Genomic DNA, 13,944 nt, shown 5'->3' with positions numbered 1-13,944 from the left:
TCAGCTGATATTGTCTTTAACAGTGAGCATGGCTTAGCTCTTATCCCATGTGTTGGCGATGTAGTCAACCTACCCTCTACGGCCGTCAAAGCGGGGGTTTGTGGCGTCGTCAGATCAAGAATTTTCAATTATCTCAGGGGTCCTGAAGAGTTTTACTGCCACGTCAATATTTTTGTTGAAGAGGCCGACATCAATTTCGGCAATCTAATATCCGAATATATGCGTAACCAGGCACGCTCACGATCACCCTCCTCATAGTGGTTTGAATAGTCAATACGGATTCCGTCCTTTTATTGAGTGCTCAGTAGAACCCACGTTGCAGAGCTCTACTGAGCCCAAAAACCTTATTTCCGCTGCTGTGCAAAAACCACTAACTGCCACTCAATCTTGCCCGCGCCAGGTGCATGCTGGTGATGGTTCTGTGGAGGAAGAACATGCCCTTTGGCAATACCGATCTCATCCCCGCAGGAGACGCATCGGTAAATGCCTGGATTTGGCGCTTCGGTACCAGGCGAATACTTTTTATCGTACTCCGAATGATCACTTTTGTGCAGAAAATTGCCGTGCTTATACTGAGCCATATCTATTCCCTTGAACTGTTGCTCTATATTTTTGTGCCACTTTACCGGGGCACAGAATAATTTTTATCACGTAATGACGAATAGATTCCAGCGAAGTTTTCCATAATCGCTCAGTACGCAGCCTACTTTCGTAGCATTTATTATTCTGATTGTGTCAGGCAGGAGATTTTTATGCCGGCGGAATTTTGGCGCCATGCTATGGCACCAGGATAGAGATCAAATCACGCCATCAAGTGACTCTTGCTATTCGAACCTGCCCCTACAAGAACAGGTAGTCACGGCACCCTGCTAGAGCGCGGGAGAGGCGGAGCACACAGAGCAGGCGTCATTGTTTTTTGAATAGCGCACTGAAAAATATAGAAGTACAAGAAGCCCGCAAAGAGAACAGTAGGCGCCATCAGAGCCAATTGAGGATCCATAAACCCTGAAATTACATACTGCTTAAGTGTAAGAGAAGCCAGGATAAAGGCCGAACAATACAAAGCACCTGTAAATTGATTCCCTAGAAAGCTTAGCACCCCACTAAAGGCATTATTGGCGCTCAATAACACTGCCTTCAATATGGTCCAACCGAAAAGCGGAAGGAAAATCTTCACCATAAAGGCAAATAAAGTTGTTGAGGCGAACAGTTTCAGTGGTATCTCTGCCCATGGCTTGATGGTACCGTCGTTTTCTACACCAAAGAATAGGATGGCATTCAGGATAATTGCTATAGAGCAGCATATGATGAGGCGTATCACCTCCCGTTTAAGCGGGGCCATCATTATAACTGAGTTAATGCTTTTCGCGATATATTGCTTTAGAGCCTGGGTCATTGACCTATTGCGTCCTATGCTAGCCGAGGTGATAATATTGTATTGATGCAGCAGTAATAGACTGACGCTTTATTTATTTCTCAGTCAAGGAGAATCCTGATGATTTACGAGTCTGATGATTGGAGGAAGTCACTTCTTCGTTCAGCTCGTTGGCTTGAGAAGGCTCGTGTAAAAGAGTGTTCTGAAGGGCGCATTTATGCGAAAGCAGAACGTGAAATTTTTGTCAGTTTTTATACGGTACGCAAGCTAATCGAGACCTACAAAATCTCTGAATCAACGAAGAAAATTAAGCTCCATCTACCGTACTACCCGATCACCAGTGGCAAGACAGTAGACTACTTCAATCGGCACAACATAATGGAAAACTACGAAACTACTAAAGTTTACAAAGAACTGCGGGATATGACTTTTGTCGCGAACCAGGTAATCCACTCGTACGTATTCGAATTCGCGACTAGTGAGGATGGACGGATTGACGGGGTGTTTGTGGCCTCAGACAAGGGACGACACCAGCGACTCTATTACTATTCTATGACGCTAATGCTCAGTATTTTTAGGTCCGTAGGCTTGGATGTCGTCTCAGAGCAGCATTTGGTAAGGGACCCTGAAACAGAGCAGTGGAAGATCAGGTGAGTAGCCACCAAGCCAAACCCGCTACGGCAGCTGTAATTAACCCAACGGTTGCATAGAAGGCAGGTCTGCCGATCCAAGGGTGACAAGCCAGCATGATTCCCAGATGGGTCTTCGGCTTTATGCTATCCCACTCAGACTCGACGATGGTCCCATCTAGAATATAAGGCTTCCAATATTTGACGATATGGTCCTTGTCGGGCTCAAAAAAATCGCTATGGCCGTAATCAAAGTAACGGTCAGCTACACGTGTATTTTTAAATCCGTTTCGACCAGTCCCGCCGTAGCCTATAGTCGAAAAGGTAGCTAGGACGGGGTAAAAATCTCGCGTCCCGACATCGTTGACGATGTTGCCTGCAGCCATGTGCCGAGCATGCTTCTCCCAGGCATAATTGCCTTTTATTATGGAGCCGCAGAGAACAATTCTCTCAATGTTGATGTCAGTGTATTTGGCGAGGATCCGACTAATGATATAGGTGCCGAAGCTGTGGGCAATGACCATAATGCGAGCAGTCGGTTCCATAAGCCGTGCGTCTCGGAAGTCATTTGCGATCTTATTGATTGGCGTAGATCGAAACGGACACGCAAGCTGCAGCGCGGTCACACAATGGTAGCCAAGACCTTTGACTCTGACATGAGCAACATCTCGGAAGGCTGCTTTTACCAGCTCGTGCCAGGAACCATCAGTTTGAATACCATGGACAAGCATGAGCGTGATGGCCTGAGCATCATCTTTGACATTAGAAATCTGCATATCGACTAACGAGTCAAACAGCTCCAGATGCTCGGCATCCAGAGTTGCCCTAATTGCCTGCAGCTGGGCCAGTCGTTTGGTCTCAATCGTATTTTCCCAAGTCGATCGAACAAGGGTAACAATATCAACAGGCTTCAATCGAGCACCAATCTATAGGTTGGTTCCACGTTGGCGGCAAGTACTTCAAATTCGGTATCCATCCCAGGATCACGAACAATCTCTGGGATATCGCCGTAAGATTGGAATGAGAGACCTTCGCCGCTGGGGCACCTAACAATAAGGAATCTCTTGATAATCCGGCCCGTTACCAAGATATTAATCAAGATTGCAAGGTGCGCGGAAGTACCGGCTTGCATAATATCGAACATGCGATTCGGGTTTAGCCGAATTCTAGGCAAAGCTTCGCCACCCTGGGATTCATAGCCCTGGATAAAACTAGCCAATCTTCGGAGGCCTTCAGCCTCGTCTGGATGGTTAAGTATTAAAGGCGATAACTTTTCCGCGAACATATTCGTATTCTCCGGCGGAGCACGCTACGGTCACCGCAAACTCGTTTCTCTCACCCGAAATCAAAAGCCTCAGTTCACGGGGAGAATCACTGTCTGGTAGTTTAACGTAAATATTGGCTCCCGTCACTTCGCCATCACGCTCCAAGAAGCGATCCAACGCAGACATCGAACCCTCATCCGATGAAAGGTTTTCATCAACCGATGCGGAGGTAATCTGCATTTGGGCCCCGAATTCATTTCGAGCCGTTGAATTGCTATATCTGATTTCTTGGGAGAGGTTATCGCGCTCGCGCAGAATCTTATTCTTAGCGGGGCTAAGCGAAACTTCAGCGAACCCATCGTCCGGTAGAAATTTCCTTACTTTGTTTTTCAACACCCACAAGAGCTCGGAATATTTCTTTGCCTGATTATCTTGAGAGGCAATACGAAACTCCAATAAACCAGTGTGGTCCAGGTGAACAATATTCACCGCACGTTTTTTTGTGGTCGCATAGCGTCGAATCAGTTCGCCAGTTGCTGGATCCGTCTCCACAGCGCTGAGACGATTGATGTCACGGCTTTCGACGACTTTGATCGTAAGCGAAACCGGTGTCTTCTGCGGGTCCGGACGGTACAGGCGGATGTCGACGATTGTGGCCTCGTCGGGCATCTCAAGATCCAGCGGGTGAGTAAACAGCCCCGAAAGGCCCTCAGCTGCTGCGATTGAAGCGATGCGCGTAGGAGACAGCAGGCCGATTGCCCGCTCTTCAGTGCACTGGAAAAGGAACGAGTGCTGCTTGCCAAACTCCTCCACCTGCTGCAGTAGATCACGGAGGTCTTTCAGGGCAAGTTTTTTATCCTTGAGGGCAGGCTCGATCCGCTTCTCATAGAGATCGTCCCAGTTTTGCGCAGAAACGGGGATGCCCTTCGTCCGGAGGAATTCCTTGACGACGGCTTGGCTAGTCGCATTTTTCAGAAGGCCAAAAAGGATCTTGGCTAGCTTTTGGTCGTCGTCACTCAGCACATCACTCTCCACAAATTGGCATTAAGCTTAAAGGCTCGTGCGAGCCTTGGCTGTGGAGGCATGAAGCCGGTGACATCCTGCCACGAGAGCGCCGACCTGCGCGCATCATGCCTTCCATTGCGCGCGCATTCTCGCCTTTTTATCCAGCGGTACACAATGAGTGGAGAAGGTCAAAATGCCATCAGCGATGTAGGATCCCTTGGCCACGTGGAGTAGGTTCCATCAGATTTTGCCGTAATGTTCAGCTTTTTCGGGAAGATGGGTAGGAATTCCCAGCTTTTCTGTGAACCGCAAGCAACAGCCTGAGCCCCAGTCATCCGGGACCTAGCATCACAATTGTTGGTGAAGCTGACTGCTGTGGTGGCCCGCCTGGGCCTAAAATCAAATTTGCTCTGCAACACTGAATATGGAACATCAAAATCTGAATAAGCATCAAGGAATGCTTCTATCTCGGGCACTTCAGCCGAGTGAAACACTAGAGTTGACACCATAACCCGTCAGGATCAACGCGGCCGCGTTGTGCAGCAATGCCCGCCGCACCACCTCCCGCGGGTAGACGCTGGCACGGTCGATGGTGCCCCTGAACAGAATCTCGAACGCCAGCGGCCTGTGCTTGGTGTCCAGAAACAGGCAACCGAACACCTCGCTGGGCTCATGGCGCAGCATGGCCTTCAGGTAACGCCGCACCGCCTCGGGCCCTTCCAGCACCGCTGCGCGCGCGATGTGCTCATCCAGGTAACGCCGGCCGATTTCCAGCAGCGCTTGCAACTGTGCGTATTTCACAGCGCCTATGCCCGGCTCGCGCAGCACCGCCGCGCGCTCGGCCTCAAGAAACTGCCGCAGCCCACCAAAACGCACCAGCAGCCCGCGTGCAAGGTCCAGTACATTGCGCCCGGCCACGCCCGAACCGAGCAACACGGCCAGCAACTCGGCGTCCGACAGCACCGCCGCACCCCGTTGCAACAGCTTCTCCCTTGGCCGATCTTCAGCCGGCCACTCCCTGATATTCATCCCTGCCCCTCTGCCCTTGCTGCGGCCCATTTCGGCCCTGTGTTAATCTATTTCGCCTCGTACATGCGACGTTCTGCCGCAGGCATTTGCAAACGTCGCCGCCCGCTCTCACTGGAAAAAGGCAAGCCTATGCAGCGGCTGTATCGCAAGCGCATCGTTCTCGGCGTGGGGGGCGGCATTGCCGCCTACAAAAGCGCCGAGCTGATTCGCCGTCTCCTGGAGCACGGCGCGCAGGTGCGCGTCGTCATGACCCGTGGGGGTGCCGAATTCATCACCCCGCTGACCCTGCAGGCGCTGTCGGGCCACCCGGTGCACATGGACCTGCTGGACCCGGCTGCCGAAGCGGCCATGGGCCACATCGAACTGGCCAAGTGGGCCGACCTGGTCTTGATCGCCCCGGCCACCGCCGACCTGATGGCGCGCATGGCCCAGGGCATGGCCGATGACCTGCTGACCACCCTGGTACTGGCCACCGACGCCACCGTGGCGGTGGCCCCGGCGATGAACCAGGCCATGTGGCGCGACCCGGCGACCCAGGCCAACCTCGACCTGCTCAAAAGCCGTGGCATCCAGGTATTCGGCCCGGCCTCCGGCAGCCAGGCCTGTGGTGACGTGGGCCTGGGGCGCATGCTCGAGGCCACCGAGCTGGCCTGGTGCGCGGCAGAAAGCTTCAAGCGCCAGGCCCTGACCGGCAAGCATGTGCTGATCACCGCCGGGCCGACCCAGGAAAACATCGACCCGGTGCGCTACATCACCAATCATAGCTCCGGCAAGATGGGTTTCGCCCTCGCCGAGGCGGCAGCTGAAGCAGGGGCTCGGGTGACCCTCGTGACCGGCCCGGTGCATCTGCCAACCCCGGACCGGGTCAGCCGTATCGACGTGGTCAGCGCGCGGGACATGCTCGCGGCCTGCGAGGCGGCCATGCCGTGCGACCTGTTCATTGCCTCGGCAGCCGTTGCGGACTACCGCCCGGAAGTCGTTGCCACACAAAAATTGAAGAAAGATCCTACGACCGGCGACGGCATGCTGCTGCAGATGGTGCGCAATCCCGATATCCTTGCCACCATCGCCGGCCGCGCCGACCGCCCGTTCAGCGTCGGCTTTGCTGCCGAGACCGAACACCTGCTCGATTACGCCACGCGCAAGCTCAAGGACAAGAACCTCGACCTGATCGTCGCCAACGATGTGGCCAACCCCAGCATTGGCTTCAACAGCGAAGAAAATGCCTTGACCGTGATCGACCGCCAACAGCACCAAACCCTCTTCGCGCAGACCAGCAAGGGCAAGATCGCCCGGCAACTGGTCGCCTTCATCGCCGAACGGCTCAACCAGGTTCAATAAGTTACATGCACGCTCCTCAAGCCAAGATCCTCGACCCACGCCTGGGCAGCGAATTTCCGCTGCCAACCTACGCCACCCCCGGCTCCGCTGGCCTCGACCTGCGCGCCCTGCTCCAGCAAGACACCGTCCTCGAACCAGGCCAGACCCTGCTGATTCCTACCGGCTTGTCGATCTACATCGGCGACCCGGGCCTGGCCGCAGTCATCCTGCCGCGTTCGGGCCTGGGCCATAAGCACGGCATCGTGCTGGGCAACCTGGTCGGGTTGATCGATTCGGACTACCAGGGCGAGCTGATGGTGTCGTGCTGGAACCGCGGCACCACCCCTTTCACCATCGCCGTGGGCGAGCGTATCGCCCAGCTGGTGCTGGTGCCGGTCGTGCAGGCGCATTTCGATATCGTCGAGGCCTTCGATGAAAGCCAGCGCGGCGCTGGCGGCTTCGGTCACTCCGGCAGCCACTGAGCCGAAACACGACCGTTCAGGCCAAGGATGGCGAACTCTCTGGTGAAACCACCGTCCAAGCGTTCAATTTGCGCCTGCCCAGAAAGCCTTTGATTAATGGAGCTTCCAGAGATGAACGACATGGCCCACCTGGTCCCCGCCACATTGCCAGACAGCATTTTCCGCGCGTATGACATTCGCGGCGTGGTCGGCAAGACCTTGCACGCCGAAACCGCCTACTGGATCGGCCGCGCCATTGGTGCGCAAAGCCTGGCCCAGGGCGAACCGCAAGTCTCGGTAGGCCGCGATGGCCGCCTGTCCGGGCCAATGCTGGTGGAGCAACTGTTCAAGGGCCTGGTCGATGCCGGTTGCCAGGTCAGCGACGTCGGCCTGGTGCCGACCCCGGCCCTGTACTACGCGGCCAACGTATTGGCCGGCAAGTCGGGCGTGATGCTGACCGGTAGCCACAACCCGTCCGACTACAACGGCTTCAAGATCGTCATCGCCGGCGACACCCTGGCCAATGAACAGATCCAGGCCTTGCTGACCCGCCTGAAAACCAACGACCTGACCCTGGCTGCAGGGCGTGTGGAAAAAGTCGAGATCCTCGACCGCTACTTCCAGCAGATCGTCGGCGACGTGAAGCTGGCCAGGAAGCTCAAGGTCGTGGTGGATTGCGGCAATGGCGCCGCCGGTGTGATTGCCCCCCAGCTGATCGAAGCCCTGGGCTGTGAGGTGATCCCGCTGTTCTGCGAGGTGGACGGCAACTTCCCTAACCACCACCCGGACCCAGGCAAGCCGGAAAACCTCGAAGACCTGATCGCCAAGGTCAAGCAGACCGGCGCCGACATCGGCCTGGCCTTCGATGGTGACGGCGACCGCGTCGGCGTCGTGACCAACACCGGCAGCATCGTCTACCCCGACCGCCTGCTAATGCTGTTCGCCCAGGACGTACTGGGACGCAACCCGGGCGCCGAGATCATCTTCGACGTCAAGTGCACCCGGCGCCTGACCCCGCTGATCGAACAACACGGTGGCCGGGCGCTGATGTGGAAAACCGGCCATTCGTTGATCAAGAAGAAGATGAAACAGACCGGTTCGCTGCTGGCGGGCGAGATGAGTGGTCACATCTTCATCAAGGAACGCTGGTACGGTTTCGACGACGGTATCTACAGTGCCGCGCGCCTGCTGGAGATCCTCAGCAAGGCCGAACAGAGCGCCGAAAACCTGTTTGCCGCCTTCCCGAACGACATTTCCACGCCGGAAATCAATATTGATGTGACCGACGAGGGTAAATTCAGCATCATTGATGCACTGCAACGCGACGCCGACTGGGGCGAAGCCAACCTGACCACCATCGACGGTGTGCGGGTCGACTATGCCCATGGCTGGGGCCTGGTTCGCGCCTCCAACACCACACCGGTGCTGGTACTGCGCTTCGAGGCCGACAGTGACGCCGAATTGCAACGTATCAAGGATGTTTTCCGTACCCAGTTGCTGCGGGTTGATCCTGAGCTGCAACTGCCGTTCTGACCGATTATCTGTTCCTCACAGGAGCCCTGCATGACCCTCGATCGCGATGCCGCTTCCCATGTAGCCGAGGTTTTGTCCGAAGCGCTGCCCTACATCCGCCGCTTTGTCGGCAAGACCCTGGTGATCAAGTACGGCGGCAACGCGATGGAGAGCGAGGAGCTCAAGACCGGCTTCGCCCGTGACATCGTGCTGATGAAAGCGGTCGGTATCAACCCGGTGGTCGTGCACGGGGGTGGCCCGCAAATCGGCGACCTGCTCAAGCGCCTGTCGATCGAAAGCCACTTCATCGACGGCATGCGTGTGACCGATTCGGCGACCATGGACGTGGTGGAAATGGTGCTGGGCGGCCAGGTCAACAAGGACATCGTCAACCTGATCAACCGCCATGGCGGCAGCGCCATCGGCCTGACCGGCAAGGACGCGGAGCTGATCCGCGCACGCAAGCTGACCGTCAGCCGCCAGACCCCCGAGATGACCACCCCGGAAATCATCGACATCGGTCACGTGGGCGAAGTGGTGAGCGTGAACACCGACCTGTTGAACATGCTGGTCAAAGGCGACTTCATCCCGGTCATCGCGCCAATCGGCGTGGGTGTCAACGGTGAGTCCTACAACATCAACGCCGACCTCGTGGCCGGCAAGGTGGCCGAAGCGCTGAAGGCCGAGAAGCTGATGCTGCTGACCAACATTGCGGGCCTGATGGACAAACAGGGCCAGGTCCTGACCGGCCTGACCACCGAGCAAGTCAACGAGCTGATCGCCGATGGCACCATCTACGGCGGCATGCTGCCGAAGATCAAGTGTGCGCTGGATGCCGTGCAGGGCGGCGTTAACAGCTCGCACATCATCGACGGCCGCGTGCCGAATGCGGTGCTGCTGGAGATCTTCACCGACAGCGGCGTGGGCACCCTGATCACCAACCGCAAGCCGCGCTGAGTGATCGGTTAGCCTGTACCGGCCCCTTCGCGGGCAGGCCCGCTCCCACAGGGATAGCGCCTTGTGGGAGCGTGCCCGCGAATAGGCCGAAACAGGCGGCACAAAAAAAGGCGACCTTCACAAGAAGGTCGCCTTTTTCATTTCCGGGCCAGGATCAGATCCCGTACTGCGCCCGGTAAGCTTCGACAGCGGGCAGGTGCTGCTTGAGCTGTGGGTCGTCAGCCAGGAACTCCAGCACCTGGGTCAGCGAAACGATGCTGACCACTGGAATGCCGAAGTCACGCTCCACTTCCTGGATAGCCGACAGCTCGCCATTGCCACGTTCTTCGCGGTTCAGCGCGATCAGCACGCCGGCGGCCTTGGCCTGCTGGGCGTTGATGATCTGCATGACCTCACGGATGGCAGTGCCGGCGGTGATCACATCGTCGATGATCAGCACATCACCGGCCAGCGGTGCGCCAACCAGGCTGCCGCCTTCGCCGTGGTCCTTGGCTTCCTTGCGGTTGAAGCACCATGGCACATCGCGCTGGTGCTGGTCAGCCAGCGAGACGGCAGTGGTCGCCGCCAGCGGAATGCCTTTGTATGCAGGGCCGAACAGCACATCGAACGGGATCTTGCTGTCGACGATGGCGGCGGCATAGCAGCGGCCCAGTTCAGCCAGGGCGGAACCGGTGTTGAACAGGCCGGCATTGAAGAAATACGGGCTGGTACGCCCCGATTTCAGGGTGAATTCACCGAAACGCAGTACCCCGCGATCGATGGCAAAACGGATAAAGTCGCGCTGATACGGCTGCATGAATAGTCCCGGACACCACGGATTTAGCTAAATGGGTTGAGCTCGGGTATCATACACGCACGAGATTTATGGGGCCATTTATGCGGATCATCAGTGTGAACGTTAATGGCATTCAGGCTGCGGCCGAGCGTGGTTTGCTCAGCTGGCTTCAAGCCCAGAATGCCGACGTCATCTGCCTTCAGGATACCCGCGCCTCGGCCTTTGAACTCGATGACCCAGCTTTCCAGCTCGATGGCTATTTCCTTTATGCCTGCGACGCGGAGGTGCCAGCCCAAGGTGGTGTGGCCCTTTATTCGCGCATGCAGCCCAAGGCAGTCATCACCGGCCTGGGCTTCGAGACAGCCGACCGCTACGGGCGTTACCTGCAAGCAGATTTCGACAAAGTCAGTATTGCCAGCCTGCTACTGCCTTCGGGCATGAACGGCGACGAAGACTTGAACCAGAAATTCAAGTTGATGGACGACTTCGCCAAGTACCTGGACAAGCAGCGCCGCAAGCGCCGCGAGTACATCTATTGCGGCTCGTTCTACGTGGCGCAGCAGAAGCTCGACATCAAGAACTGGCGCGACAGCCAGCAGTCGCCTGGCTTCCTGGCGCCGGAGCGTGCGTGGATGGATGCGATCACGGGCGAGATGGGTTACGTCGACGCCCTGCGCGAAGTCAGCCGTGAAGGCGACCAGTACAGCTGGTGGCCGGACAACGAGCAGGCCGAGATGCTCAACCTGGGCTACCGGTTCGACTACCAGATCCTCACCCCGGGTTTGCGCCGCTTCGTGCGCAACGCCCCCCTGCCGCGCCAGCCGCGCTTCTCGCAGCATGCGCCGCTGATTGTCGACTATGACTGGACGCTGACCATCTGAAGCAATTGGGGCTGCTTTGCAGCCCCGTTCGAGGGCACGCCCGCTCCCACAGGTACGGCGCTACCAGTGAAAGCGCCGCGATCCCTGTGGGAGCGGGCGTGCCCGCGAACGGGGCCACAGAAAATCTTTGTGATCGGCCGCCAGATCAGCGGGCCCAGCAGCGCGGAGAGGTGGCAGAACATCTGCACCTCTCCGGCTGGTCTCAATCGGCCAGCGCCGCCTGCTGCAGCTCGAAGATTTCGGTCATGCCTTTCTGCGCCAGGGCGAGCATGGCGTTGAAATCTTCCGGCTGGAACGGCGCACCTTCGGCAGTGCCCTGCACTTCGATGAAGCCGCCCGCGCTGGTCATGACCACGTTCAGGTCGGTTTCGGCAGCGGAATCTTCCAGGTAGTCCAGGTCGAGCACCGCTTCGCCCTGGTACATGCCGACCGAAACGGCAGCGATCATGTGCTTGAGCGGGTTACCGCCCTTGAGGCCACCGCGCTTCTTGATTACTGCCAGGGCGTCGCACAGGGCAACCATGGCACCGGTGATGGACGCGGTACGGGTACCGCCATCGGCCTGGATCACGTCGCAGTCGACGTACAGGGTGATGTCGCCCAGCTTGCTCATGTCCAGTGCGGCACGCAGAGAGCGCCCGATAAGGCGCTGGATTTCCAGGGTGCGGCCACCCTGTTTGCCGCGGCTGGCTTCACGCTGGTTACGCTCACCGGTGGAACGCGGCAACATGCCGTACTCGGCGGTCAGCCAACCCTGGCCCTGGCCTTTCAGGAAGCGCGGCACACCGTTTTCCACGCTGACCGTGCAGATGACCTTGGTGTCACCGAACTCGACCAGTACCGACCCTTCGGCGTGCTTGGTGTAGTTGCGGGTGATGCGGATCGAGCGGAGCTGATCGGCGGCGCGACCACTTGGACGTTTCATCTGGGATACCTGTACTGGGACTTTGAATCTGGCGAGCATTATAGAGCCGCAAGCCCGGTGAGGACATGCCTATTGTCGCGCGCAGACGGCCCGTCGCCTTATCCTACCCCGACCACCACCTACCGGTAACATAGGCCGATTGGGCGCCACGCCCCCACTGCGCTACAATCCTGCGCCTTTCACTTATCCAAGCGAGGTACTCCCCATGGTGCATAGCATGACCGCTTTTGCGCGTGTCGAGCGCGCCGGCAGCCAAGGCACCCTGGTCTGGGAGCTGCGTTCGGTCAACCACCGTTACCTGGAGCCGCACCTGCGCCTGCCCGAGGCCCTGCGCGACCTCGAAGGCGGCGTGCGTGAAGGCCTGCGCCAAGGGCTGTCACGGGGCAAGGTGGAATGCACCTTGCGCCTGAATGAAGACAGCACCGGCAAGCCGCTGAAGGTCGACCGCGAGCGCGCCGCACAACTGGTCGCCGCCGCCGAAGAAGTGGCCGGGCTGATCAGGCAGCCAGCCCCGCTCAACCCGCTGGAAGTGCTGTCGTGGCCCGGCGTGCTGGTAGCCGATACCAGTGACCCGCAGGCACTCAACGCTGAAGCCATGGCGCTGTTCGACGAAGCCCTGGCCGAACTCAAGGCCGGGCGCCAGCGCGAAGGCCAGGAACTGGCGCGCCTGATCAACGAGCGCCTGGACAGCATGGCCGGTGAAGTCACGACGCTGCGCGCACTGGTGCCGCAGATGCTCGCGGCGCAGCGGCAGAAAATCCTCGACCGCTTCGGCGACATGCAGGCAGAGCTCGACCCACAGCGCCTCGAGCAGGAAATGGTGCTGCTGGCCCAGAAAAGCGACGTGGCCGAGGAACTCGACCGCCTCAGCACCCACGTTACCGAAGTACGCCGTGTGCTCAAGGGGGGCGGCGCCGCCGGCCGGCGCCTGGACTTCCTGATGCAGGAGCTCAACCGCGAGGCCAACACCCTTGGCTCCAAGGCCTTCGACCCACGCAGCACGCAGGCGGCGGTCAACCTGAAGGTATTGATCGAACAGATGCGTGAACAAGTACAGAACATCGAGTAAGGCCACCCCAACCATGAACCACAACAGCGGCACCCTCTACATCGTCTCGGCCCCTTCCGGCGCCGGCAAGACCAGCCTGGTCAACGCCCTGATCAAGGAAGACCGGCAGATCCGCGTTTCGGTCTCGCACACCACCCGCGCCATGCGCCCGGGCGAGCAGCACGGGGTGAACTACCACTTCGTCGTGCACGAGGAATTCAAGGCGCTGATCGCACAGGGTGACTTCCTGGAGCATGCCGAAGTGTTCGGCAATTTCTACGGCACGTCGCGCAGCGCACTGCAGCAAACCCTGGACGAGGGCTATGACCTGATTCTGGAAATCGACTGGCAAGGCGCCCAGCAGGTTCGCCGGGTGATGCCCGATGCGTTGTCGGTATTCATCCTGCCACCGAGCCAGCAGGCGCTGCGCCAGCGCCTGGACGGGCGCGGGCAGGACAGCGAAGAGATCATCGATGGGCGCATGAAAGAAGCGGTCAGCGAGATGGTGCACTACGACGAGTACGACTACGTGATCATCAATGATGATTTCAATGCAGCGCTGGAAGACTTGAAAGCAGTGTTCCGCGCCAACCGCCTGGTGTTGAGGAAGCAACAGCAACGCAACAGTGGGCTGCTGAAAGAATTGCTCTCCTGAGAGACCGCACGGGGCTGCCTTGCAGCCCAATCGCCGGCAAGCCAGCTCCCACAGGTGCCTCACATTAGCTGAGAACTGTGGAGATCATGTGGGAGATTCTATGGTTC

General features: G+C 57.9%; 14 protein-coding genes and 2 pseudogenes. 8 read left to right on the top strand and 8 right to left on the bottom strand.

The genetic code is table 11. The features are described 5' to 3' along the window. Window positions 1-344: 344 nt before the first annotated feature. Both G1E_RS28255 and G1E_RS07065 read right to left on the bottom strand, forming a co-directional pair. Window positions 345-581, bottom strand: a complete 237-nt coding sequence (locus G1E_RS28255) for a hypothetical protein (RefSeq protein WP_074059229.1) — start codon at window positions 579-581, stop codon at window positions 345-347. A 275-nt stretch (window positions 582-856) separates the two neighbouring features. Then, complete coding sequence (locus G1E_RS07065) at window positions 857-1,396, bottom strand: hypothetical protein (RefSeq protein ID WP_003253418.1); 540 nt, start codon at window positions 1,394-1,396, stop codon at window positions 857-859. 99 nt (window positions 1,397-1,495) lie between these two features. On the opposite strand from G1E_RS07065, the gene G1E_RS07060 reads away from it, so the two are divergent. Further along, window positions 1,496-2,029 (top strand): hypothetical protein, encoded by a 534-nt coding sequence (locus G1E_RS07060; RefSeq protein ID WP_009682000.1) that lies wholly within the window; start codon window positions 1,496-1,498, stop codon window positions 2,027-2,029. On the opposite strand, the gene G1E_RS29280 is transcribed toward G1E_RS07060, so the two are convergent. From G1E_RS29280 to G1E_RS07040, 3 genes and pseudogenes are all read right to left on the bottom strand, one after another. After that, window positions 2,022-2,918, bottom strand: a complete 897-nt coding sequence (locus G1E_RS29280) for an alpha/beta fold hydrolase (protein WP_014754857.1) — start codon at window positions 2,916-2,918, stop codon at window positions 2,022-2,024. The genes G1E_RS07060 and G1E_RS29280 overlap by 8 nt on opposite strands. A gap of 336 nt (window positions 2,919-3,254) precedes the next feature. After that, complete coding sequence (locus G1E_RS07045) at window positions 3,255-4,292, bottom strand: hypothetical protein (protein WP_009681998.1); 1,038 nt, start codon at window positions 4,290-4,292, stop codon at window positions 3,255-3,257. A gap of 498 nt (window positions 4,293-4,790) precedes the next feature. Then, a pseudogene (locus tag G1E_RS07040) lies at window positions 4,791-5,303 on the bottom strand (JAB domain-containing protein); the annotation flags it as partial. A 129-nt stretch (window positions 5,304-5,432) separates the two neighbouring features. On the opposite strand from G1E_RS07040, the gene coaBC reads away from it, so the two are divergent. After that, window positions 5,433-6,644, top strand: coding sequence for a bifunctional phosphopantothenoylcysteine decarboxylase/phosphopantothenate--cysteine ligase CoaBC (coaBC, locus tag G1E_RS07035; RefSeq protein ID WP_009681996.1), 1,212 nt, complete (start codon window positions 5,433-5,435; stop codon window positions 6,642-6,644). Between the two features lie 5 nt (window positions 6,645-6,649). Continuing rightward, window positions 6,650-7,105 carry a dUTP diphosphatase gene (gene dut, locus G1E_RS07030; protein ID WP_047149729.1) on the top strand — a complete coding sequence of 152 codons (456 nt, stop codon included), beginning with the start codon at window positions 6,650-6,652 and terminating at the stop codon, window positions 7,103-7,105. Here the strand turns inward: dut and G1E_RS28625 are convergent. Next, window positions 7,087-7,227, bottom strand: a complete 141-nt coding sequence (locus G1E_RS28625) for a hypothetical protein (RefSeq protein ID WP_165944130.1) — start codon at window positions 7,225-7,227, stop codon at window positions 7,087-7,089. The two genes, dut and G1E_RS28625, sit on opposite strands and share 19 nt — an antisense overlap. 16 nt (window positions 7,228-7,243) lie before the next feature. Here G1E_RS28625 and G1E_RS07025 point away from each other — a divergent pair. Further along, window positions 7,244-8,617: pseudogene (locus G1E_RS07025) on the top strand (phosphomannomutase/phosphoglucomutase); the annotation flags it as partial. Between the two features lie 30 nt (window positions 8,618-8,647). Beyond that, window positions 8,648-9,553, top strand: coding sequence for an acetylglutamate kinase (gene argB / locus G1E_RS07020; protein WP_009681993.1), 906 nt, complete (start codon window positions 8,648-8,650; stop codon window positions 9,551-9,553). Between the two features lie 154 nt (window positions 9,554-9,707). On the opposite strand, the gene pyrE is transcribed toward argB, so the two are convergent. Beyond that, on the bottom strand, window positions 9,708-10,349 hold the full coding sequence (pyrE, locus tag G1E_RS07015; protein ID WP_009681992.1) for an orotate phosphoribosyltransferase: 642 nt from the start codon (window positions 10,347-10,349) through the stop codon (window positions 9,708-9,710). 80 nt (window positions 10,350-10,429) lie between these two features. Here pyrE and G1E_RS07010 point away from each other — a divergent pair, with 80 nt between their 5' ends. Then, a complete protein-coding gene (locus G1E_RS07010) occupies window positions 10,430-11,209 on the top strand; it encodes an exodeoxyribonuclease III (protein WP_047149728.1) in 780 nt (259 codons plus the stop codon). A gap of 202 nt (window positions 11,210-11,411) precedes the next feature. Here G1E_RS07010 and rph read toward each other — a convergent pair whose 3' ends face one another. Beyond that, window positions 11,412-12,134 carry a ribonuclease PH gene (gene rph, locus G1E_RS07005; RefSeq protein WP_009681991.1) on the bottom strand — a complete coding sequence of 241 codons (723 nt, stop codon included), beginning with the start codon at window positions 12,132-12,134 and terminating at the stop codon, window positions 11,412-11,414. A 205-nt stretch (window positions 12,135-12,339) separates the two neighbouring features. Between rph and G1E_RS07000 the strand changes: the two genes are divergently transcribed. Together G1E_RS07000 and gmk are read left to right on the top strand one after the other, a co-directional pair. Next, on the top strand, window positions 12,340-13,203 hold the full coding sequence (locus tag G1E_RS07000; protein ID WP_009681990.1) for a YicC/YloC family endoribonuclease: 864 nt from the start codon (window positions 12,340-12,342) through the stop codon (window positions 13,201-13,203). Between the two features lie 13 nt (window positions 13,204-13,216). Further along, window positions 13,217-13,837: a guanylate kinase gene (gene gmk, locus G1E_RS06995; protein ID WP_009681989.1), complete on the top strand. Its 621-nt coding sequence runs from the start codon at window positions 13,217-13,219 to the stop codon at window positions 13,835-13,837. Window positions 13,838-13,944 lie beyond the last annotated feature (107 nt).

It is taken from the genome of Pseudomonas sp. TJI-51 (assembly GCF_000190455.2).
Taxonomy (GTDB): domain Bacteria; phylum Pseudomonadota; class Gammaproteobacteria; order Pseudomonadales; family Pseudomonadaceae; genus Aquipseudomonas; species Aquipseudomonas juntendi.
Note: the sequence above shows the minus strand (reverse complement) of the source record. Positions and strands in the feature narration are given on the sequence as shown.